The following is a 21,005-nucleotide window of genomic DNA, read 5'->3' as shown; positions in this document are numbered from 1 at the left end:
CGATCTCCTCGATGATCGGGGAGGGGCGATTGTCGGAGGAGAGCTGCGGCTTGACCGCCAGACCCGCCGCCCAGGCGAATAGCGCCTGCTTGTCGGCAATGGGCAGCGCCGACATGGCCTGGAAGTCCTCGGGTTTCTCCAGCTTCATCCAGTCCGTGGCGAGGTCCTGCTCCAGCGCCTCAAGCATCTTCTGAGCGACCGTATCCTCATGCAACACCTCGCAGTTCTGCGCCTGGAAGGCCCGGATCGAGATGTCGAGCGCCTCGTTGTTGTAAGACCGCCCCAAAGCCTGCTCGCAGAGCGCGTAGAGCATCGCATCGAACGCCACCTCGAAATCCGCCGCCAGATGCGCCCGAAGGATATGCTGACGCGTCGCGCGCAGATCGTCGGCGAGGCTTGCCGAAATCCCGTCCGCCTTGCGCAACGTCGCGGCCGGGTCGGAGGTCGGTGCCGGCGTCGAAGAGGTCGGCGGCGTCACGTGTGGCCGGGCAGGGGAGGGGGCGCCATCCACATCTGCGGTGGTCTCGTCAGGCTCGGGTGCCGCAGGAATATCCTCGGGCCGCACCAGGCCTTTCTCGACCCGCAGCGCTCCGTCATGGCCGATGGTCAGAACGACACCGGCGATGGCGCGATCTTCGTCTGCGTAAGGTTGCCGTTCGCGCTGCAGAGTCTCGATCTCGCGCAGACGCGGCTCGATGGCGTAATATTCTTCGGTTTCAGCGTCGGTCCAGTCCTCGCCGCCATTCTGCGCCGCCAGTTCTTCCTCGCGCACGATGAGGCGTTCCTCCTCGGCAAACAGGTCCGGATCGGGTTCAATGTCTTGCGGATAAACCCGCCCGAAACTGCGAAACGCGCCGTAGTCCACCGAGAGATGCACCTCGACCCATTTCCACACTGCCTCGAAGGGTTTGGCCGCAGCCTGCAGTTTCTCGATGGCGAGGCGCTCGAGGAGCTCGGGGTTTTCCATATGGGCGCTGGCACGGTCGTCGAAGAGGTCGCGCAGCAGAACACCGCCCGCTGCCTCATAGGCCTCGATGCCGACAAAACGCCCGAGGGCTGAGTTCGCCGAATGCGCGGTCTCGGTGAGCTGGCGTTTGATGCTTTGAGGATGGATGTGATAGCCGCCCTTCACCGCGTTCCAGACTGCCAGTTGGCGATCATGGTCATCCGTCAGCGTGAAGGCCATCACGCATTCGAGGGTCAGATCGCCATCACGAAACTGCTCGATGATTTCGGGTGCGACACGGGCGAGTTTGAGGCGGCGGCGCACGAGGTCGACGGAGACGCCGAATTTCAGCGCAATCTCGTCCTCGCTGCGGCCCTCACCGATCATCTTCTCGAAGGCCTCGAATTGGTCGGCCGGGTGCATCGCAGCACGCTGGAGATTTTCCGTGGCAGAGGTGAGAATGGCGTTGCGCTCATCCTCGATGAGGCAGGGCACGGGAAGATCGGCGGGGATCACACCGTCATCGGCGAGTTGCTTCAGCGCCTTGAGGCGGCGACCGCCGGCATCAACCGCAAAACGTGTCTCAGACAGCGCATGAACCACCAGGTTCTGCTTGATGCCGGTCTCGCGGATGCTGGCGAGGAGTTCTGCGTCATCGATGGCGCTTGCGGCCACCTTGCGGACGTTGAGCGGGCTAGGCTCCAGCTGGTCGAGCGGGATCATCCGGATTTCGGCGGTGCCGTCAGGCGCGGCCGATCCGACGGATTCGGTCTTCTTTGAGGTGGTGGGTTTCGGGCGAGTTGCGGTCTTGGCCATGATCAGAATCCTTGTCACGCCGGACCCGGAAGAGGCTCTCTCTATCCTTTCAAGCCCGGCACCCGGGCTTCCCTTCCTCTGGCTCTTGCTGGAACGAGCACAATGGTCGCTACCGCTCATTCGGCACAGAGTATGTGCCAGACAGGCCCGCAGGCAGACCGCGCTCGGGGGAAGCCCTCGTGCTTCTCGGCTGGGCAGAGCAGGGGACGGCGATAGCCCGTCCTTCGGCCGGACGGCGAAACGACACAGGGGGCCAGAGCGGTGAAATCGGGAAGGAGCCGCGCGCGGGAGGAACCGGATTTATACGCGGAGGCTGACGCGGCACGCGACACCAGAGCCCCTGTTCGGGGCGCCGGCCGGATGGCAGATGGTATTCAGGATTGGAAACCTGCCAGCCGGGTTAGGGCGGAGCGGAGACCCGGCTGACCGCTGCTTCAAGCGATCGCGGTTTCGCCCGCGGTCTCAGCTCTAACATGCACGAAGGATCGTCTCCAGAATGGGCGGAAATGCCTCTTAGCGGTTCCGAGCGCAGCCAAGAGCCTGGTCAGCACAGGGCGCTGACGTACAAACCAGTTCATTTGGCAAGTTCCACGAATCCTCAAAGAAGGCTCCACCGACCAAGCCGGTGGAGCCAAACCACGTTCAATCACTCAAGGTCATTGCCACGAACAATGACCCCATGTTCTGCGTATGCGTCCAAAAGATGCCCAAGATACTCGCTGGTGCTGGTAGTAACATGTCCCAAACCCGGCCAAGCGAACGGAAACGTCATACAGGTTATCTCAAGCTCGAGTTCGATGCCAAGTTTGTCGGCAACCGCAATGGCCGCATCCGGGTCCTTGTCATCAGGCCACAGGTCTTCGTCGAAGGTAATCCAAGCATCGTTATCATCATCGACATTGATCTCAGCCAACAAAGCACCGAGCCGCTCTCCCGGGTTGGTGGCATCTTCAAGAAGCGCGATCCGTAGAAGCAAGGAAATACTCTCCTCATCCAGCCTCAGAGTTGGCCTGGAATCCACCACTTGGATTTTGGGTTCTGGACGCTTCCGATCATTGGTACATTCAACAACTTTGGGTTCCCCATCGCCGCCTTCCAACCACCACGGCGATGTGAAGATATCCAAAGGAGAGGCACCGCAACTCGGACAATGCCAAAGGTTTTCAGCGATCTGGGTGCCCGATATTTTGCCATCGCAGTGAAGACAAAACCATTCCGCTGCCCGGTCACCGTGAAGCGGGTGGACGACTTCGCCTTTGGCGTTTGGCTTGGTCGAACGCCGAGGCCAATCGGACGCAATGGCTGCACGGGTTTTCACAGCTTGGGCTTCCGCAATAGCAAGCGCCTTCTCAACGAAGCCGCTATCATTGGCAGGACTCGTCTCTTTGTGTGTGGTTTCGATCTCGACCCTAGGCTGCGAGAAATCCGCCTCTCCAATGAGGATGCGCCACCCATTGCCTTCCATGCGAATGTCACCGAAGGATTCGAATAGTTGGTAGGCATGCCCGTCAATCGCACCTGCTTTGATTGGTTCGTCGACGGGATGCGACATGCTTTGCTCAATGAATTTTGGCTCGCCTCCGAGTGAAGGGAAGAATTCACGAACAAAGGTCTCGGCCTTGGCAAGCTCCTCCTCGCTCGGCATCCAACCTTGCTTGGCCTTGACCGTGAGCGCCTTCCAATGTGGAAAGCCCAGCTCAGAGGCAACCGCATCGAGCGCTTCATGTTGATTTGCGCGCGTGGCATGTGCGTAGCGCTTTGCCAAGAGTTTCAGGTGATCGATTTTCGTTTTTGTCGTCATTGTTCAGGTCCCAAAATAGGGATCCGACTAGGTGCCCGCTACTAACCAGATCCCGAAATTGGTCTGGGTTGTTCATTTAAGAATGAAGTGCTGCGTAGCTTTGCGTGACGGGCACACTGGCATGCACTAGAGGCCGAGTGAAATGTGCCGGATATCCCTAATATCGTCAAGGCGCCAATCCAATTGGACCGCACAAAAATTGTGACCGATAGGTCATCTATTGATTTCAACCTCGAAGGCTTTGATCGAGTCTAGGATGTCATCAAAACGCGGCCCATCCCCGATGATCATCTCCTGCATCCCGGAATAATCCCGGCGCAGAGCAGCGGTGAGAGCCTCATTGGGCATCAATCTCAGCGTTCCGGGGCGTGCCGCATCGTAGTTTGCCCAGGCGGCTTTAAAGAAGACAGACTTGTGATGAGCCACCTGCTCCAAAAGATCCAAGCGACCGAGTGCGCGGGCCTTGGCCTCATGACCGATGAGCTGGGCCATATCGTAGTAGTGGCGTGACATTCGGTCGGCGAGAGGTTTGGCAGGATCCTGATGGTAGAGCATATGCAGGATCGTGGCCTTTTCCCAGAAGGTCCGCTCGACGCCCAACACGTTCACATCCACCCCGGCTGATCCCAGAAGACCAGGAAAGGCTTGATGAACATATGGCGAAATCTCGCGAACCTCGGCCGGCAAGTGAACCCCACGCGCTCCGAACTCGAAACGCACGATCGGTTTGACATAGCCATCGGAGGTCTCCGTCAAAGACGGATAGGCAAAGAGAAGAGTTTGGGCGTCGTTCGGATCAACGGTCAAAGAGAAGTCTTGATCCAGGCTGGCACCGAAAGCTGCATCAATCGCAGCCAAGAGCGGCCCAGAGACTTCAGCCTCTGCCGTCTCCTGGAGTTCTTGGAGCAAGGACTTTCGCTTTCCTCCGGTCAGATCGGGGTTTTCCGGATCGCGATCCCCTTCGAACCCCAACTGAGCGCGATCAAGGGACAAGTCCACGTCTTCTGAGAAGCGGTGGATCATATTGTAGGCTTTGGAGAGGGATGTCCCTCCCTTGAAAATCATATGCTCGCCAAAGGCGGGCAGAGCGAAAAGATGCTTCAGGGACCAACAAACCCAGAAGTCTTTCTCAACGATCGCCTTGGACATTCCAAGCTGTGCCGCGGCTTCTTGAAAGGCCTCGTCTCGTTGTTCGGGGGTGTCGTTGGCAAACTGATCCATACTCAGGCGTGCGCCACGATTTGCTGCACAACCGGGTGCATCCAGGCAGGCACATGTTTGCTTTGTTTGGAAAGCAGCACCCGATCCTTGTCATTCAGCGCACGGGCCAGCTGCCCGATCACCTGATCATCAATCCGGTCCTTACCAATATAACGCAGCGCCTGAAACACGGCACCGGTCCTTTGGCCCGCGCCAACGAGCGTCTTTGAGGACGCCTTGCGAAACTGGATCACCTGCCGACCAACTGTTTTTGTCCGGGTCGGGCCATCGGTCATATAGATCGGCTTGGACGGCACCTGAGTAGACAGCCCCAACTGATTGGCCGCCATAGCAGGGGAGGGTTGCAGCACCTGGTTGTCCTTGCGCGCCACCGCCTTCGCGATGTCATCCGCAGACGGCGACAGATAGCCGAAGCGCGGGCTTTTCTTGGGATAATCGTAGAGCCCACGGGTCAAGCGCCGGATCATGCCCTGATCGGCAAGGCGCGACAACGCCTGATCCACACTCGCGCGCGTCCCGATATCCAGAAAGTCCGAGGGCGCAAAGATGGCGCCTCGACCCTTTCCGATGATGCGTTGTTTGATCTTCGACATAATCATGGCTCATCTCCTTGTCAGAAAATATGGTATGTTTTCCTGAAAGTCAATGTTGTGAATATCGACCAGTCTCCCAGGCTGAACACAGATAGCGCCATCCTCAAAGAAAATGACTTGGTCTGGGCTAAAAAGCCTTGAAACCTGTTCGAAATAGCGATCAAGAAGCATGCCTTCGATTTTGCTGACGTCGCCGCACCCGGCCAGATCATGCCAAGATCAGAGACCATGGGCACCACGCCCGTGTTTCAGCATGACCCCGCAAATCAGCGTGAACAGCTCCACCGGGGCCCAGACCGTCAGATAGGCCGAGACAACGAGGACGCTGATCCGCTTGCCAAGTGTGGATTCGGGGCGGAACCCGTTCATCGTCGGCACTTCAGCCGCTTTTGCCACCGCCAGCTAGGCCACCACAAGGGCCGTGACCAGACCGCCAACCAGCGTCAGGACATTCTTGTAGCCCGACTCGAAGGCCTTGGCCAAAGCCTCAGAACAGACATCGGCCCCAAGGGGAACAGCTGCGTTCCCCACCGGCACGCTATCTTGATTTCCAGAATCATCAGACCAGCGGCCAAGCGTAGAGGCCCAGCAACACAATGGCCAAGGCCGAGCCGAATATGGCAGAAAACGACATCTTCAAAAGACTATCCGCCAGTAATGCCATCGAAGATGGCACAACCCCGGGTGGCTTCAAGATTGAAATTAAACCAGTTTTCGCATACGATAAGTCCCTGATTTGTGTGGGCTGCTCCCCATCCCTGCGAATGGGGAGCAGGGAGTTGACCGCATGCCCACATGCGCTAGACTGCACGACAGATGACGCCCGGTTCACGGGTACTGAAGAGAGATGAAACGTCAGACGACAAAGACGCATTGTGTCGCGTGACTGGCAACGGCGTGTGCCCCTTCAAATGGACAAAGGCCGAAGATGTATTCTGGGTAAGGATGAAGCTGGAATGAGTGTACACGGAGCTTTTACCTTCGATACCGACAACGTTGACCCGGCGGCCCAGTTCCACATGCCCAGCCTGGTCGAAGAACCCGAACTGCAACGCATCGCCGTCCGGGTTGCGCACAATCACCCCGACGTCGTCACCGTGGCCGATTACCGGCGCTTGCCGTTTGAGAAACTGCGCATGATCCTGTCGAACTTGAAACTACCCCCCAGGAAGGTGCAGCGCTTTACCGCCGCCGTCTCGGTTTACACGGAAGCCGTCGACTAAGGCGTGGCGCCGTGACCTGCCCGTACGGCAAGAAACTCTCAAGACCCGCCAGGCCCAACCGAAACCCTTCATAGTCCCTATCCTGATCATCATGCTTGCCGCCAAACCGTTTCTGGCGCAGCTGGAAACCGCTAGGATGGCAGCCAAACGGACCGCCATTGACCAAGCGGTCGAGGAGTTGAGAGGCAAGGCCCGAGATTTAAAGCACTGCCACCTCTTCCCAGCTTTTTGAGCGGTTACCCCGTCCAAGGGCACTGTGCCTCCGTCAGGGGCCCAAGGTCGGGATCGTGCCGAAGACAGTCTCGCGGCCGCAATAGGGCACACTTTCCTTTTCCACGGCAGCACGCCGTGGCGATTGCTTGTGACAGTAACACCAGCTAACCGGCGGCTCGTCCGGTAGGGTATCTCGCAACCATTTGGTAATATGCCAAGCGGTCAACAGACTGACCAGTTTTCCCTTCTTCAACCCCTCGAACATCTTCGCCACTTGTGCCAGAGGTTGGTTCGTTGTCCGTTTATACGACAACAGAAGCGCAGGATCGTCGGCAATTCGGGTCCACAGCTCGGGCCGGGGCAGCGCGGTTTCGAAAACTGACAGGTGCAGGCTCAGCCCATGGGTCAGGGTCTGGTTGTGCTCGATATCCAGCTCGCGCAACTTTGCCTCGATCTGGTCCATCGACTGCTGATCGAGGCCTTCGACCTCATGTTCAGCGGACAGGGTCAGGCCCGAAACCTTGCCTGCCTTGATGAACACGGCAATCTGCAAACAGGTCAGCAACAGAAAGGCGTTGGAAAACAGTGTGCGTTCGTTGCGCCAGATGCGACGGATCTGCGGCTCGGGCAGCATGGTCCAATCCGCCGGGTTGTTCGGCGCGACCTGGCTCTTGACCTCATCCGGCACCAGACGCGCAGCCAGATCGACCAGCGGCTTGATCATGTCTATGAACAGCGCGCAGTTGATAGCGGTAAAGCACCCGGCAACCTCTTCACGCACCCCGGGCAGATAGCAATGCCGCCAGCGGCCATAGTCGTCCTGCCAATCGGGCGGGATAAAATGCGCGGGGGCCAGGTGCTGGGGATGCAGATAATCGTCAGGGTCATCCGAAAGCCATTTCGGTGACTGTTTCAAAATTTATACCCTCTTATCACCCCAGACACCCTTGTGCGTCCTATGAGGGCAAGTTCTCGCCCAAGTCGAGGTGTTCCGTCAAGAATTAACCTTAGCGCGGGGCGGTTTGGTGCAGTTCGGGACGGTTAGGGAAGAGCCACCGGGTGGCGCCTGTGCGCGACTTTGCCTGCCGGTCTGGCCCCTTATTTGCCGTCGCATACCCCTGTTCGCCGCCATTCATGTGCATGCGGCGGTGTGGGACGTGGTTCACACGCCCGTACAGGCATGGGTGGCGTTTTCTATGAACAGAGGGATCAACGCAAGCAGAAAAGAAGAGGCCCGATGAACAAACCCCTCAATCTTGGCGGAAATGCCACCCTTGCACGCCTGGCCAGGCTGCAGCCCAGCCTGCCCGCCGATGTGCCGTCCCGCTGGCCCGGCTTCCGTTTCCTGCGGATATTTCACCACGCCCCGGTCGTCACCTGCGACGATGCCGCGCGCGCGCGTGGCGTGCTCTTGGGTAACGAGCTGAAGACCATTGTACTCAGCACCCCGGACGGGCTGGTCGGGGTGCATCTGCCCGGCGACCGGCGGTTGCATTCGCGCAACGTCAAGGCCGCCCTGGGCACCCGGCGCCTGCGCTTTGCTGATGCGGATGAGCTGGGCGCAAACGGCTTGGCACCCGGCCTGGTCAACCCGCATAGCGCCGGGTTCGTGCGCCGTCACCTGATCTGCGCCAGCCTGATGGGCAAGGCTTTTGTCACCACCAATGCCGGAGTGTTCACCCACGGCGTGGCCTTCGCTCCCCTCGACCTCACCTCCCTGACCCCCAAATTGATCGGAGACTTCTCCCATGACAACTGACCCCAGCACCTCGCATGTTTGTCTGGTCGCCGACACGGTAACCCAGCACGACGCCAGCTTTGCCAATCGCACGCTTGAATTCACCGAAGCCACGTACCTGAAAGCGGTGGTCGGCGGCCTCACCGACGCAGGCTTTCGCGTCACCCACCTGGACAGCCCAGGGGCGCTGGCCGCTCAGGCACCCGCGCTGTTGCGCGAGGACGCGGTCGTTATCAGCCTGTGGTCAGGCACGCGCACGCGCACGCGGCGCACGCTGGTGCCATCGACCTGCGAGGGGCTGGGGCTGCGCTATGTCGGAGCGGACGCCTACAGCGCGATCGTCTGCCAGGACAAGGACCTGGCAAAAAGCTATGCTTGGCGCCATGGCATTGCCGGGCCGGCGGGGCAGGTTGTCGATCCCGGCAGACCGTTTGAACCCGACCCGCGCCTGACCTCGCCCTTCGTGGTCAAACCCCTGGCCGAGGGCGGTTCGATCGGCATTGACCAACGGGCCTTCTGCCCAGGGTGGGAGGAGGCTGCGCGCCAAGTCGCCACCCTGCAAGAGGCCCTGGCCTGCCCGGTGCTGATCGAAGAATTCTTGGAAGGCGACGAGGTCTCGATCTGCCTGATGGGCGCGGATGGCGACAGCGCGCAGTTGGCCGCCGTGCGGTTGGATGTCGAGGGGTTTGACCTGGCGCGCGGGATCTGGTCGATGGAGGTCAAAAAGACCTTGACCCGCCCGACGGAAAACACCCCGATCACCCATGCCCTTGACCCCGCGCTGCTCCGCGCCTGCCGGCGCTTGTTCGACAGTTTCGAAAAGGTCGACTACATGCGCATCGACGGTCGCATGACGCGCGACGGGTTCCGCTTGATCGAGCTGACCCCGGACGTGCACCTTGGCCCGACGGCCAGTTTCGCCCAATCCATGGCGTCGCTGGGGGTGGAGTATCCCGACATGTGGCGTACCCTGATATCCTTGGCGACTTGACGACCACGCACAGGGGCGACAGGTCACGGGTTCGCGGTAGAGCAAGAAGCCCGGTTCAGGTCCAGTGGGAAATGCCACTTCGACAGGAACGAATAATGAAAAGGCTGCCCAGCCAGAAAGGTGGAATCACCGTCTGGCAAGGTGGTGCCGAACAGCCGTGCCTGCCAAAGGTCCGTGTGGATCATGTCGATCCCGCGCGCCTTTTCCATGCGCGCCTCGGCCGTGGGCGCATCGCCCGCAGCCGAGGCCCACCGGGACCAGTTCCAGTGGAGACTGCGCCACAGCCCCTGGTTCGACAGGGCATGATGAGTCAGCAGACGCTCGGCCGCAGCGAACAGGGCCTCGGTGTCGGGATCACCGGTCAGCGCCCCGACCACCGCTAGGTTCTGCGCCAGCACGATCCGGTCGAACGGATCCTGCGCGCCGTCGCGGGCCAGCAGGAAGAGTATGCGCGTGCCCTCGCCATGCTGGCCCGCCGACAACTGGATCACCCCGCGATTGTTCAGCATCTGCGCATGGCCTGTGGCCTGGCCGGTCATCATCTGTTCGGCCTGGGCCAGTTCGGCAGAGGCCTCGTCCAGCCGCCCCAATCGGCCCAACTGCATGCCCAGGGCATTGCGCGAATGGGCTGCCTCACGCATCTGCCCACGCGCCGCGAACAGCTCGGCGCTCTGGCGTAAGGGCGCCAGGCTGTCGCCATAGGACAGGAAGATATCGGCATTGCGCAGCAGATAGGGGAAATAGGGGCTGCGCGGGGTTTCCGGTCGGGCGACGACCTGGCGATAGAGCGCCAGCGCCGCATCACGTTGGTGAATCGAAGCCAGCGCGGCTAGCCGCACCACCGCGAACCCGGTGTGATCGCGACAGCCCGCCAACTGTTCGGGTGCGGTCAGCGCAAGGGTTTCATCGACCTGATCCAGCCGCCCGGCGACCGCCGTCCGCGCCAGGCGATCCATCTCGCCCGACAGCTCCAACCGATCCAGCAGAAGTGCCACCGAAGCATAGGCTTCCAGTTCAAACAACAGGCCAGCGACCTTGCGCAGGCCCGACAGGCCTAGATCCCGCGCGCCCTCGGCAATCTGCTGGCCGAACAGGGTCGCGGCGGCCTCCAACACCGCCACGATGCGGTCACGGAAATGACTGTTGTCGCCGATCGCCTCAAGCCTCGACAGGGCGCGGTGCAGGGTATGTTCCTCGCAATGTTCGATCGCCAGGCGCAGTTGGAACAGCCACTGATCGTCGGTCTCGGCCTGATCGCCATAAACGTCGATCCAGGTCTTGCGCGCAATCTGGACCATCGCAGGGGGCGCCAGGTCTTCCATAGCGCGGGCCAACCCATCATGGGCAAAGGCCACCTGACCGCCACCCAGGGTGATCATCTCGTTCAACGCCAGCTCCATGCGCGCTACGCGCAACTGGTCGGGGTCCAGCCCCTGACCCGCCAGCCTGTCCATGAAATGGTCCAGGAGAGCCGCCGGTGCCGCCCCGTCATGCAGATGCAGGGTCACAGCCAGAAAGCGTTCATCGCGACTCATCGTCTTGAACAGTTGCGCATAACTGTCGCCGTCCGAAACCTGCGTGGCATTCAGCCCGGCACCGGAGCGCACCACCTTCGCTAGGTTGTGGATCCCGCGCAGATCGCCGCCATCCTGGTGATAGACCTGCGACAGGCGCTGGTCCTTGGTGACGCCCATGTTGCGCGCAACCTCGGCGTAATGAGTATAGGTCAGAGGCAACAACATCCGCGCCTTGCAGGTAAAGCCTGCGCGGTCGAACTCCTCGACCAGTTCACCCAGGCTCCAGGTCACGAAAGGGCTCTGCGCCTCGATCTGGGTGATCTCACACAACACCATGCTGTCCTTGCGCCAGGTCACATCTTCGACCAGAAACCCCAACGTCGCCTCGTCGATCAGATGGATGTTCTCCAGGATCAACCCGACTGGATGGTGTTCCACCACCGCGCGCACATAGCGTTTCAGATAGGTCACCGCGGCCTGTCCGTTCATGTCCAACAGCTCTTCGGGCTTGAACTCACCCAGGCTGAAGCGGCGTTCCAAGAAGCCCTTGATCTGGCGTACCAGAGGCACGTCCAGTTCCTTCAACAGCTCGTTGGCGACCTCAAGCCCCAGGTGTTCGTCGGTCAGATAGGCCTTTAGGTTCTTGTTGAACTCCTCGATGCTGAGGATCTTGGCCCCGGTTTCGGCGGCCTTTTGCAGGGCGGCGGCGATCTGGGTCAGGAACACCCCGTCCTCCAGGCGCGACCCGCGCGAGCGGCGAATGCGCACGCGTACTAGATCGCGGCCCTCGTGTCGCTGGGCGACCTCGTCCATGAAGCGGCTTTTGCCGATGCCCGATGCCGCCTCGAGGAACAAGCAAAAGGGTTTGTCCCAGTGCCCATGCAACAGGCTCAACACATCAGACAGGTCGTCGGTTCGATTGACGAAAGGTAAATCACTCATCGCGAAAACTCTTCAACGCTGCAAATCCGCGCCCAGCATAGGCAAAGCCGCCACCTCAGGGAATACCAGTCTCGAAATGTCATACAAATCGCCACATATAATATACATAATAAACCTTACAGGCCACTAAAATTTAGCTAGGGGCGCGCTACTTTGAACTGCGACTCCTATTATAAATCAATGGGTTATCTAATTAGGAGATTGTGCCATGTCTGGCTCCTACAAGCAATTGAACATCGAAGAACGGCGTAAAATCGAGCGCTGGCTGAGTGCTAAAGTTCCTGTCCGTGAGATGGCGCGTGTGTTGAAGCGCTCGAAAGCGACGCCCTACCGTGAATTAAAGCGGAACTATTTTGTCGACGAGAGCCTGCCGAAATACGCGGGTTACTATGGCGCTGCTGCTCAGTTGAAAGCCGATGACCGACGTTCGCGACAACGCAAGCTGATCAAGCATCCAGATCTCGCCAAATTCTGTCCAAGAGATGGGGAGTAGCTCATTGAAATCAAGCGAGTGGTTTTTCTCTTTGCCATCGTGGATCGTCTCTTTCATCATGCGACCCACCTTAAACGCTGGTCCGAATTCCCGCGACCTCCTCTTCCATAAGGCGCTCATCGATATGTGACGCTTGTAAGTTCTACCCAATTCGGATGACTGCACGGGACAAACGAGGCGTGTTCATCTATTCTGGTTTCGCGACAACACATGACTGAGCGTTAGAAGGGTTGATGCCGGGCGCAATGCCAATACATGACGTGAAATCCTCCAAGCCGTTTCGGACGATTACTCCCAAACAAAGAGGACGGGGGCCCGACATTGCCAGTTTCTCAACTTACTCCCAAACTCGTGATCTTCGACTGTGATGGTGTGCTCGTCGACTCTGAGCCGACCTTCAATCGCGTCCTGCATACTTACTTGCTTTCGACTGGCGCACGCCTGTCACTCGTCGAATGCTGCAATCTGTTCGTCGGTAAGAGCAGACATGATGTCGAACGTTACGTGAGTGACAGGGGATTGCGCCTTCCAGAGAAATGGCCGCAGGATTTCTACAACAGAGTTCTCGACGCTCTTAGGACAGACGTCACGCCGATCCCGGGTGCCCGTGAGGCGGTGGCGTTGATTTCGTCGGCTGGCATACCGCTCTGCGTTGCCTCCAATGGGCTCCTGGCAAAGATGCATGTCACGCTGGAACAGACAGGGCTGCTTTCCTGGTTTGAAGGAAAAATGTATTCAGCTTATGATGTCGGCGCCAGCAAACCCGCGCCTGATGTGTTTTTACATGCGGCCAAAATGAATGGCGTTGCGCCGGAAAACTGCGTGGTAGTCGAGGACAGCGTGAGCGGATTTGAAGCGGCTTTCAATGCTGCTATGACTTGTTTTGCCTATGTCCCAAAGACGGCATTGAAACCAGACGACCTCTTCGGTGCGCGACGGCTAACCGATATGGCTGACCTACCGAAACTGTTGGGGCTTTGAGAGCGATCAATCCAAGGTCAGCAACCAGCTTTGCAGAGACCGAAAAGTCTATGCCGGGCTGCACGATCTTTATCCGAGTAGACAAAGGTGTGACGTGCGAAGGAACAGACCCGTTAAGTATATTACATTTTCGGGTCTGCTTCACCAATTATTGTTATTGATCGACTGGGTGAGCTATAGGCCCAAGCGAGACATCACACGGATGCCAGACCATGAGCTGAAACAACTCAACAATACGCCCGGAAAATACCTTGGTTAGAAAACCCCTTTAGCAGTCTTCCAGAAAAGAATACTGGCCGAGATAGAACTCCCCCTACCTTCGGAGGCAATAGGGGTCGCGCTTCATCTAGCGCTCATAGATTGCGACCGGCACGAAACCGGTCGCATCGCCTGGTGTCAGCCTTTTTTGCGCGCTTCGAGTTTCCAGTCCGACATCGTCGGCTCGATATTGAAGAGCTTCAGAGCGTTACCGCCCAGAATATCCCGCTTGGCCTGTTCCTTCAGGAACGGGAGATCGTAGATCGTGCTCGGAAGATCCATGTCCCAATGCGGATAGTCCGACGAATAGAGCAACTGCGACTCGGCGTTCATCATCTTGAACGTCACTTCCAGCGCCTCCCGGTTGTCGACAAGCTCCATCGGCTGCGACGAATAGAACATCTCGCGCATGTAGTCGCTGGGCTTTTTCTTCAAAAGCGGCGCGTCAGAGGTGCGCATCATGTATTCGTTGTCCAGACGCTGCATCAGGAACGGCACCCAGGCCAACCCGCTTTCGATCCAGAGGGTTTTCAGTTTCGGGAAGCGTTCCGGCATCCCGTTCAGCACCCAGTTCGTCATGTGGATCATGTTGCAGAAGCTGAATCCGAGCGCGTGCACCGAGATGAATTTGTTCAACTGCGCCAGCGACGAATCCGCCCAGTGATAGGCTGCATGGAAGCCGAGAGGTTTGCCGTGCTCTTCCAGCTTAGCAAAGATGCGCATGTTGGCATTGTCATGCACAGGCCGTTTCAGATAGCCGGTAGATAGGAAGCCGACGACGCCCTTGCGTTCAGCGAATTCGTCGATCATCTTCTCGGCTTCATGCGGCTCGTTCATCGGAAGGTAGACCATCGAACAGATGCGTTTGTCCTCTTCCAGAATGCGCTCGCAGAGCCATCTGTTATAGGCGCGGGCCATGTTGACCTCGACCTCCGGCTGCGGATGGGTCGCCAGCAACAGCATCGGCGTCGGGAAAAGGCAAGCCACATCCACCCCCATGGCATCCATCCAGCGACGGGTCAGGGTGATGTCGCGATGCGGACTTTCGGGCACTTTTTCCTTGTTGCGCCCGGCATAGCGCGTCACGCGCCCGGCCATGTCCTGCGATCCGATGGCCTGAGGAATAAGGCTGGCACGCCCGACATTGCCCGCCGACAAACCGAGATGCCGCATGACCGGATCATCCATGTACTGGAGGATTTCGGGCAGGGCCTCGGTTTCGTAATGGTGGCTGTCCACATCACAAATGAAGAAGTCTTTGTAATTGCGCTCTTCCGCCTGTTTGCGAGCATTTTTCAACAGCTTCGTCGTGTTGAATTCCTTGATCGCAGGATCGTTGTCAGAGCTATAGTTCAGTGCGTTAGGTGTCAGTGACATTTGAGGTATCGCTCCCTGTCCTTAATTTTTCAGCGTTTGCCACATGCCCAGTTCGAACGCCGCCATATCGGCCGCTTCGAGCAGGCCGGTGGTGGCAATGGCCACTTCGGTCGCCGAGACATCGCTGTCGTTCGGGAAAGCTGCCAGATCCTTGTCGCTTTCGCGCAGACCGGCATAAACGCGGATCAACCCAGCCAGAAGGGATTGCATTTGTGTAAGGCTGAGCCCATCGCCATCAGGCGCACGCAAAGCACGAAGCACATCATCGACAGAGGCGTCCAGCGTATTGGTTTGCGGGGTCATTTTTTCAAACTTCGACATAGATGTTTTCATCCCGCTCAATCACCTTGTAGCGATTGAGACGAATTTTCGGGTCGCCCAGGGCCTCGCCGGTTTCGATCTTGAATTCCCAACCGTGCCAGGGGCACACGAAATGCATTTCGTCCGTATCGAAGCTTTGCTTGAGCGGGCGACGCTCTTCGTCGAATTCGACACAGACCTTGGGCATCTTGAGCCCTTCGCACACCGGCCCACCCTGGTGAGGGCAGACGTTGCGATAGGCCACGACCGTTCCTTTGTGACGGATCACACCGATCTCCACACCTTCGAGCTCACAGATTTTCGCAGTAGTCTCGCTGATATCCGATGAGGCACACAACAGTTTTTCAGGCATACACTCTCCTCCGTTATAGTAAGCAAATCTTACTGTTAACATAGTAAGATTGTCTTACTATATGGAATGCTTTAGGTTTCGTCAAGAATTTAAGGGCCTAAAATAATGATGAATAACAATGTCATAGGTGAATCCCCCTCGCAAAAACGCGGGCTGGGCGCGTCCCTTCGCCTCGCCAATCATCTCTATGGCAAGCTGTTGCAAAAGCGTTTGATCGATTCTGATCTGAGCATGGCGCAATACATCCATCTCAGGACACTGAAAGAAGAAGGACGCCTCAGCCAATCGGAACTCTCCGCACAGCTCGGCATCGAAAAAGCCTCATCGACGCGTGTCCTTGACGAGCTCGCACAGAGAAACCTCATCCGCCGCGAACGTCATAAACAGGACAGGCGCATGATCATCGTCAGCCTATCGGAAGAGGGGCATAAGAAAATCGACGAGGCCATGTCCTCGGCCAAAGTCGCCGCCAGACTCGCCTCCGAAAATTTCGACGAGGGCGAATTGCTCCAGCTTTTCGCTTCGCTGGACAAAATCATCAAAACTCTCTCGACCGCCACCTGAGCAGCGCTCGGGAAACCGAGATCATGACAGAACCGGAGCGAGGGCCAGCAGGATCACCCCTGTCCCGGCCATCGCAGAGGACAGGTAGAACCTGCGTCCGGGGCGGTTTTCGGTTTTGAAGACATAAGCCGCAAACCAGACGGCAAAGAACATTTCGACAGACGAGATAAGCGCGACCACGGTCACATCGGCCAACATCAAGGCAAAAAACAACGTGATCTGCCCCGTGCTCATCGCCACGGCAGCCAAAAGCTGCCAGCCGCTCGGTTTCTCCAGCAGGGCGCGAAGCTGTGTCTGAGGGCTGTAACGCAAAATCGCAGACGCACCAAACCAGAACAATCCAGTCAATGCGCCAACGAACACTCCGGCGAGCGGATCGGGCAAGTATTGCATGGCCATCTTGCGCGCGACCAGAGAACTGCCGTAGCCCCCAGCCGATCCAAGAGCCAGCAAACGCCCCTTTTGCCGCTCCGCAGCGGGACGCTCTGAAATGACGCCGGGAAGACCCGAACGGCGCGACGGGCTTGTCATCATCACGACCACGCCCGTGGTGACCAGAAGAAAGGCGACCATGATCGCCGGGGTCATCACCTCTCCAAGAAAGAAAAAGGCCAAAACGGCGGCGAAAACCGGAATGAGTCTGCGGATCAGCCCGGTTTCGATCGCTCCCGCTAGTTCCACCGACCGAAAAAGCGTCAGTCGCCCCAAAACATTTCCCAAAAGCCCGGCGAGGACAAAATAGCCCACGCCGAGAAAGACCGCCGACCCATATTCGGGCAGCGGCGGGCCGATCAAAAGCCAGAGCCCCCCGGAGACCGTGGCGGTCGTGACAATGGACAGGAACACATCGTTGCCGCGTCCCCGGGCGGATTGAGCACTCTTGACGATGGCAACAGAACTCAACGCATAACAAAAAGCTCCGAATACGGCCAGAAGCCCCCCGAAAACCGCTATCATGGGAATGCCTCCGACATGCCGCTGTTGATCAGCGGGCCCCTTCACATATTTTTTGCAGGAAACGATCCGAAGCCATCACCTCACGCAGCGGCATTTTCTTTTGCGCTTCATCAAGCTCGGAAGAATAACTCAGCCCCTGCCCGTCCCAGAACCACCAATAGATAATCTCGCCCTGCTTGCCGCGCACAGGCATGCGGAACATCGGGAATTTGCGTTCGCCATAAGGAATCTCGGCCTCTCCGATCTTGCTATGCGGCAGATTGAGCTTTTTCAGCACACCGGCAAGCGGCACCATTGCAATGGACTCTTCCTCTTTGCCGGAAAAAAGGCTAGCGACGTTATCGGGCCGCTTTTGATACGGCCCGTTCAGGAATTTCACGACAGGCGGATAGCTTGGGTGCGCATGGGTGACCTGCACATAGGCCAGCCCATCGTCCGTCTCGATTTCGACGATATCGCCGGGTTTATATTCTTCCATTTCGACTATCCCCTCAAAGGCTGTAGGCTTCCAACGTGGACGGATGGAACAGTTCCTCGATCTTGACGCGACGCGGCGACAGACCCTGGCTGGCATGATAGTCTAGGAAACGGTCGAGTACATGAGCGTTGTCAGCAACCCCATAGCTCCAGGGGTCTTTGCCCATCAGCGCATGCACCCGGTTCAGGTTGTCCTCGACAAAGGGCATGGTGACCTTGGTCGCCGAGGTGTCCGACAGGGCCTCTTCGGCCAATCGTTTCGATTGGGTAAAGGCCTTGAGCAAGGCCGCGGGCAGGAACGGATATTCTTCGGCGAGACTGCGACGCACACCCAACACATGCATGATCGGGAAAATCTTCGTTCGTTTAAAATAATCTTCGGCCGTCGTGATGCTGTCCGCGAACAGCCGCCCGACATGCGGATGACCTTCGGAGAAACAGCGCGGCCAGCGCGGACCGATAAACCCGTCGATCTCGCCCGCTTCCAGCATGCTGTTGAGCGTGGCCCCTTCGGGGGCATCGACCATGGTGATATCGTCGGGCAGTTGCACCTTGATCTTTTCAGGCCGTCCGGGCGTGTCCATGCCGCCGCGCACCCAAGTGATATCGGAGGGTTTGACGCCGTAATCCTCTTCCAGGATGCCACGCACCCAGACGTTGGCTGAGAGCTGATATTCAGCGATCCCGATGCGCTTGCCCTTCAGGTCCTCGGGCTTCTCGATGCCTTTGTCCGTGCGGATATAGACCGAAGTATGCCGGAACGCCCGGCTCAGAAAGACCGGGATCGCCACATAATGCGGGTTCCCCCGCGCGACCGAGATGGAATAGGACGACAGCGAAATTTCACTGATATCGAAGGCCTCGTGCCGGAAGGCGCGAAAGAACATTTCCTCCGGCGACAATAGCATCGGAATGGGATCGACGCCGTCGATCTGCACCCGGCCATCCACGATGGCCCGCGTCCTGTCGTAATTGCCCATGGCCAGAGATAGCTTGAGATTGGTCATTCTGTCGGTTCCTCGTGTTTCGTTCTGCACTGATACTGCAAGTCGACCGGTTGGCCGGCAGCGGCGGATGTCAGGATTGCGTGGCAAACCTCAAGGCTTGCGAGCCCCCATGCGCCGGTTTGATCCGGCGCCGTGCCCTTGCGCACCGCATCGACCACAGCGTCGAGCACGGTTCGGCGGGGGGCGGGCCCAAAGGGGGCTTCGATGAAGTGCCGCTCGGTGTCACCGAAAACTTCGATCCCGTCCGGCGTCAGTTTGAGATCGGCACGGTCACACAAAGCGATGACCGGACCAAAATGTTCGTTATGCGATGCCTCGATCGTCGTCCCGCTGCCGAAGGTCCGTGTAGCTTTGAGCCGGGCTTCGTCATCGGGGTTGAGGTTCATGAGCGCACGGCGGGCTCCGCCATAGGCCCCCGTCTTTTTCGGCTGGCCCAATTCTCCGACATCGTTCATCCAGATGTCGCTATCAAAATGCGCATAGCCGGAATAGGTCAGATTGGCGACACAGCCCGTCTCGAAACTCATAAGGGCGGTAAACGCACCCTCTGTCGGACGTTTTGGATCCCAAGCGCCGGTCATCGCGTAGATGTTTTTGGCCATGCCACCGGCCAGCCGCCGCACCACGTCGATCTGGTGAATGGCCTGGCTGAACAGGACCCCGCCCCCTTCTTCGGTGCGCAACTCTTCGGGGCGACGCGGGCGATAGAGAAAATCGGTATAATTCAGCGCCTGAATCATCCGCAATTGACCGAACTCCCCGCTTTCGATCAGGCGCGCGGCCAGATCCACGGGGGGATCAAAGCTATGGCTCGGACCGACGATCAGATGCACACCGGCCTCGTCGGCGGCGCGCACCATCCGCTCGGCATCCTCCATGGAGATGGCCAGAGGCTTTTCCACCAGAATATGTTTGCCCGCCTGCGCCGCAGCCAGCACATGATCTATATGCATCTGATGCGGTGTGGCGATGTAGATCGCCTCGACCGAAGGGTCGGCACATAATTCATCGACCGTTTCATATGCCGCGCCGCCATAGTCCCGGACGAAAGCCGCACGGCTTTCTTCGCGGGGGGCAGCAGCGGCCACGAGTTTGACACGCGGATCGGCATCGAAGGTCGGCACCATGAGCATGAAAGCACGCCCCAGCCCAGCAACGCCAAGACGGACGGGATCAGAGGTCAAGAACCAGCCTCCCCGACTTGGCGCGCGACACGCAGATCATCACATAATCGTCTTTTTCCTCATCCATCAGAACCATGTCCCGATGATCGGCATCACCACTCAGAAGACGGGTCTTGCAGGTGCCGCAGGTGCCGCTCTCACAGGAGCTGGAGGTTGCAAAGCCGGCATCCCGCAGCGCTTCGAGAATCGAGCGGTCCTCGGGAACCTTCACGACTTCACCGCTTTTCTTCAATTCGACTTCAAAAGGCACATCATCGTCGCGTACGACGTCGACGGGTTTGAAGTCCTCGAAATGGATACGTCCCTCGGGCCAGTGACCCGACACGGCCTTAATCTCTTCCATCAAGGGTTTGGGTCCGCAGCAGAAGACATGCGTGGCCCGGGGCGTCACCAGATCGTCCCAGAAATCATAGACCTGATCGAGATCGCCATTGTCATGGTGAACGATGATCCGGCCTTCGAAAACAGCGTTCAACTCGTCCAGATAGGCGGACTCTTCCGCGCTCCGACTGACATAAATGATCCTGAGCGCCTTGCCCTTTTTATCGAGGTAGCGCGCCATGGCATAGATCGGCGTAATGCCGATACCGCCCGCGATCAGCAGGTATTTCTGCACATCGGTCAGTGGGAAATCGTTCTCCGGCGCTTCGATATTGAGCTCGGTTCCCTCCTGTGCGTCCTCGTGCATGGACGCCGATCCGCCGCGCGACTGCGGCTCACGTTTGACTGCGATCACGTATTCCTTGGGTGTTTCCCCATCGTTTACTAGGGAATACCGGCGCATCGCTCCCGAAGGCGTTTCCAGAGTGATATGGGCCCCCGGTGCAAAATCCGGCAAATCAACGGCCTCGACCGGCACCAGAGTGAATTCAGAGATGCTTGGCGTTAAATCGCGTCGTTTGTCGACGCGCATTTTTATTTGCTCCATAAAATCCTCCCGATCTGTTCGCAGCACCCCATCAACTTAGATAGCTAAGTTGATGAAGTCAACATTCGAACCCCTTGTTCGTCCAGTGTTTTGGCTCAGATAAAT

At 58.3% G+C, this 21,005-nt stretch carries 21 protein-coding genes and 1 pseudogene; 6 read left to right on the top strand and 16 right to left on the bottom strand.

Going from position 1 to position 21,005, the window contains the following annotated elements; genetic code table 11:
* The 6 genes from C8029_RS05810 to C8029_RS22680 all read right to left on the bottom strand — a co-directional run.
* The coding region (locus C8029_RS05810; RefSeq protein ID WP_152002461.1) for a ParB/RepB/Spo0J family partition protein at positions 1 to 1,762 on the bottom strand (1,762 nt) is incomplete at its 3' end.
* A gap of 646 nt (positions 1,763 to 2,408) precedes the next feature.
* Positions 2,409 to 3,563: a P-loop NTPase family protein gene (locus C8029_RS05805; RefSeq protein ID WP_074646833.1), complete on the bottom strand. Its 1,155-nt coding sequence runs from the start codon at positions 3,561 to 3,563 to the stop codon at positions 2,409 to 2,411.
* A 213-nt stretch (positions 3,564 to 3,776) separates the two neighbouring features.
* Complete coding sequence (locus C8029_RS05800) at positions 3,777 to 4,784, bottom strand: nucleotidyl transferase AbiEii/AbiGii toxin family protein (RefSeq protein ID WP_074646837.1); 1,008 nt, start codon at positions 4,782 to 4,784, stop codon at positions 3,777 to 3,779.
* A gap of 2 nt (positions 4,785 to 4,786) precedes the next feature.
* Positions 4,787 to 5,383: a DUF6088 family protein gene (locus C8029_RS05795; RefSeq protein WP_176832920.1), complete on the bottom strand. Its 597-nt coding sequence runs from the start codon at positions 5,381 to 5,383 to the stop codon at positions 4,787 to 4,789.
* A gap of 213 nt (positions 5,384 to 5,596) precedes the next feature.
* Positions 5,597 to 5,755: a hypothetical protein gene (locus C8029_RS21970; protein ID WP_193217598.1), complete on the bottom strand. Its 159-nt coding sequence runs from the start codon at positions 5,753 to 5,755 to the stop codon at positions 5,597 to 5,599.
* A gap of 24 nt (positions 5,756 to 5,779) precedes the next feature.
* On the bottom strand, positions 5,780 to 5,908 hold the full coding sequence (locus tag C8029_RS22680) for a hypothetical protein (RefSeq protein WP_281241912.1): 129 nt from the start codon (positions 5,906 to 5,908) through the stop codon (positions 5,780 to 5,782).
* Positions 5,909 to 6,333: 425 nt separating this feature from the next.
* Between C8029_RS22680 and C8029_RS05790 the strand changes: the two genes are divergently transcribed.
* Positions 6,334 to 6,600, top strand: a complete 267-nt coding sequence (locus C8029_RS05790) for a hypothetical protein (protein WP_074646841.1) — start codon at positions 6,334 to 6,336, stop codon at positions 6,598 to 6,600.
* A gap of 265 nt (positions 6,601 to 6,865) precedes the next feature.
* On the opposite strand, the gene C8029_RS05785 is transcribed toward C8029_RS05790, so the two are convergent.
* Positions 6,866 to 7,729: a hypothetical protein gene (locus tag C8029_RS05785; RefSeq protein ID WP_074646843.1), complete on the bottom strand. Its 864-nt coding sequence runs from the start codon at positions 7,727 to 7,729 to the stop codon at positions 6,866 to 6,868.
* A gap of 321 nt (positions 7,730 to 8,050) precedes the next feature.
* On the opposite strand from C8029_RS05785, the gene C8029_RS05780 reads away from it, so the two are divergent.
* Together C8029_RS05780 and C8029_RS05775 are read left to right on the top strand one after the other, a co-directional pair.
* Positions 8,051 to 8,572: an aminoacyl-tRNA deacylase gene (locus C8029_RS05780; RefSeq protein WP_074646845.1), complete on the top strand. Its 522-nt coding sequence runs from the start codon at positions 8,051 to 8,053 to the stop codon at positions 8,570 to 8,572.
* On the top strand, positions 8,562 to 9,542 hold the full coding sequence (locus C8029_RS05775) for a D-alanine--D-alanine ligase family protein (protein WP_074646847.1): 981 nt from the start codon (positions 8,562 to 8,564) through the stop codon (positions 9,540 to 9,542). Before C8029_RS05780 ends, C8029_RS05775 begins: the two co-directional genes overlap by 11 nt.
* Positions 9,543 to 9,565: 23 nt before the next feature.
* Here the strand turns inward: C8029_RS05775 and C8029_RS05770 are convergent, their stop codons facing one another.
* Complete coding sequence (locus C8029_RS05770) at positions 9,566 to 12,001, bottom strand: tetratricopeptide repeat protein (protein ID WP_074646849.1); 2,436 nt, start codon at positions 11,999 to 12,001, stop codon at positions 9,566 to 9,568.
* A gap of 208 nt (positions 12,002 to 12,209) precedes the next feature.
* Between C8029_RS05770 and C8029_RS05765 the strand changes: the two are divergent.
* Positions 12,210 to 12,470, top strand: a pseudogene (locus C8029_RS05765) (helix-turn-helix domain-containing protein); the annotation flags it as partial.
* A 345-nt stretch (positions 12,471 to 12,815) separates the two neighbouring features.
* Positions 12,816 to 13,475, top strand: a complete 660-nt coding sequence (locus tag C8029_RS05760) for an HAD family hydrolase (protein WP_074646853.1) — start codon at positions 12,816 to 12,818, stop codon at positions 13,473 to 13,475.
* Positions 13,476 to 13,871: 396 nt separating this feature from the next.
* Here the strand turns inward: C8029_RS05760 and C8029_RS05755 are convergent, their stop codons facing one another.
* Genes C8029_RS05755 through C8029_RS05745 form a run of 3 tightly spaced genes read right to left on the bottom strand, consistent with a single transcriptional unit; the run spans position 13,872 to position 15,783 of the window.
* Positions 13,872 to 15,110 carry an amidohydrolase family protein gene (locus C8029_RS05755; protein ID WP_074646855.1) on the bottom strand — a complete coding sequence of 413 codons (1,239 nt, stop codon included), beginning with the start codon at positions 15,108 to 15,110 and terminating at the stop codon, positions 13,872 to 13,874.
* Between the two features lie 21 nt (positions 15,111 to 15,131).
* A complete protein-coding gene (locus C8029_RS05750) occupies positions 15,132 to 15,431 on the bottom strand; it encodes a hypothetical protein (protein WP_074646857.1) in 300 nt (99 codons plus the stop codon).
* Positions 15,418 to 15,783, bottom strand: a complete 366-nt coding sequence (locus tag C8029_RS05745; RefSeq protein WP_074646859.1) for a Rieske (2Fe-2S) protein — start codon at positions 15,781 to 15,783, stop codon at positions 15,418 to 15,420. The genes C8029_RS05750 and C8029_RS05745 overlap by 14 nt, the downstream gene beginning before the upstream one ends.
* A gap of 105 nt (positions 15,784 to 15,888) precedes the next feature.
* Here C8029_RS05745 and C8029_RS05740 point away from each other — a divergent pair, with 105 nt between their 5' ends.
* On the top strand, positions 15,889 to 16,347 hold the full coding sequence (locus C8029_RS05740; RefSeq protein ID WP_226946246.1) for a MarR family winged helix-turn-helix transcriptional regulator: 459 nt from the start codon (positions 15,889 to 15,891) through the stop codon (positions 16,345 to 16,347).
* Positions 16,348 to 16,368: 21 nt separating this feature from the next.
* On the opposite strand, the gene C8029_RS05735 is transcribed toward C8029_RS05740, so the two are convergent.
* From C8029_RS05735 to C8029_RS05715, 5 genes are read right to left on the bottom strand one after another with little or no spacing between them, the layout of a single operon-like run.
* A complete protein-coding gene (locus C8029_RS05735) occupies positions 16,369 to 17,304 on the bottom strand; it encodes an EamA family transporter (protein WP_074646861.1) in 936 nt (311 codons plus the stop codon).
* A 28-nt stretch (positions 17,305 to 17,332) separates the two neighbouring features.
* Positions 17,333 to 17,782: a hypothetical protein gene (locus C8029_RS05730; RefSeq protein WP_074646863.1), complete on the bottom strand. Its 450-nt coding sequence runs from the start codon at positions 17,780 to 17,782 to the stop codon at positions 17,333 to 17,335.
* 13 nt (positions 17,783 to 17,795) lie between these two features.
* Positions 17,796 to 18,788 (bottom strand): ABC transporter substrate-binding protein, encoded by a 993-nt coding sequence (locus tag C8029_RS05725; RefSeq protein ID WP_176832922.1) that lies wholly within the window; start codon positions 18,786 to 18,788, stop codon positions 17,796 to 17,798.
* Positions 18,785 to 19,972, bottom strand: a complete 1,188-nt coding sequence (locus tag C8029_RS05720; protein ID WP_074646865.1) for a Gfo/Idh/MocA family protein — start codon at positions 19,970 to 19,972, stop codon at positions 18,785 to 18,787. Before C8029_RS05720 ends, C8029_RS05725 begins: the two co-directional genes overlap by 4 nt.
* On the bottom strand, positions 19,962 to 20,885 hold the full coding sequence (locus C8029_RS05715) for a PDR/VanB family oxidoreductase (RefSeq protein WP_226946245.1): 924 nt from the start codon (positions 20,883 to 20,885) through the stop codon (positions 19,962 to 19,964). Before C8029_RS05715 ends, C8029_RS05720 begins: the two co-directional genes overlap by 11 nt.
* Between the last annotated feature and the right edge of the window lie 120 nt (positions 20,886 to 21,005).

Source organism: Roseobacter sp. TSBP12 (genome assembly GCF_009129705.1).
Lineage (GTDB): Bacteria > Pseudomonadota > Alphaproteobacteria > Rhodobacterales > Rhodobacteraceae > Celeribacter > Celeribacter baekdonensis_A.
Note: the sequence above shows the minus strand (reverse complement) of the source record. Positions and strands in the feature narration are given on the sequence as shown.

Excerpts from the sequence above, each read along its gene's own strand:
- C8029_RS05805 (WP_074646833.1), bottom strand. The coding sequence starts at position 3,563 with ATGACGACAAAAACGAAAATCGATCACCTGAAACTCTTGGCAAAGCGC.
- C8029_RS05800 (WP_074646837.1), bottom strand. The coding sequence starts at position 4,784 with ATGGATCAGTTTGCCAACGACACCCCCGAACAACGAGACGAGGCCTTT.
- C8029_RS05795 (WP_176832920.1), bottom strand. The coding sequence starts at position 5,383 with ATGATTATGTCGAAGATCAAACAACGCATCATCGGAAAGGGTCGAGGC.
- C8029_RS05790 (WP_074646841.1), top strand. The coding sequence starts at position 6,334 with ATGAGTGTACACGGAGCTTTTACCTTCGATACCGACAACGTTGACCCG.
- C8029_RS05780 (WP_074646845.1), top strand. The coding sequence starts at position 8,051 with ATGAACAAACCCCTCAATCTTGGCGGAAATGCCACCCTTGCACGCCTG.
- C8029_RS05775 (WP_074646847.1), top strand. The coding sequence starts at position 8,562 with ATGACAACTGACCCCAGCACCTCGCATGTTTGTCTGGTCGCCGACACG.
- C8029_RS05770 (WP_074646849.1), bottom strand. The coding sequence starts at position 12,001 with ATGAGTGATTTACCTTTCGTCAATCGAACCGACGACCTGTCTGATGTG.
- C8029_RS05755 (WP_074646855.1), bottom strand. The coding sequence starts at position 15,110 with ATGTCACTGACACCTAACGCACTGAACTATAGCTCTGACAACGATCCT.
- C8029_RS05750 (WP_074646857.1), bottom strand. The coding sequence starts at position 15,431 with ATGTCGAAGTTTGAAAAAATGACCCCGCAAACCAATACGCTGGACGCC.
- C8029_RS05745 (WP_074646859.1), bottom strand. The coding sequence starts at position 15,783 with ATGCCTGAAAAACTGTTGTGTGCCTCATCGGATATCAGCGAGACTACT.
- C8029_RS05740 (WP_226946246.1), top strand. The coding sequence starts at position 15,889 with ATGATGAATAACAATGTCATAGGTGAATCCCCCTCGCAAAAACGCGGG.
- C8029_RS05735 (WP_074646861.1), bottom strand. The coding sequence starts at position 17,304 with ATGATAGCGGTTTTCGGGGGGCTTCTGGCCGTATTCGGAGCTTTTTGT.
- C8029_RS05730 (WP_074646863.1), bottom strand. The coding sequence starts at position 17,782 with ATGGAAGAATATAAACCCGGCGATATCGTCGAAATCGAGACGGACGAT.
- C8029_RS05725 (WP_176832922.1), bottom strand. The coding sequence starts at position 18,788 with ATGACCAATCTCAAGCTATCTCTGGCCATGGGCAATTACGACAGGACG.
- C8029_RS05715 (WP_226946245.1), bottom strand. The coding sequence starts at position 20,885 with ATGCGCGTCGACAAACGACGCGATTTAACGCCAAGCATCTCTGAATTC.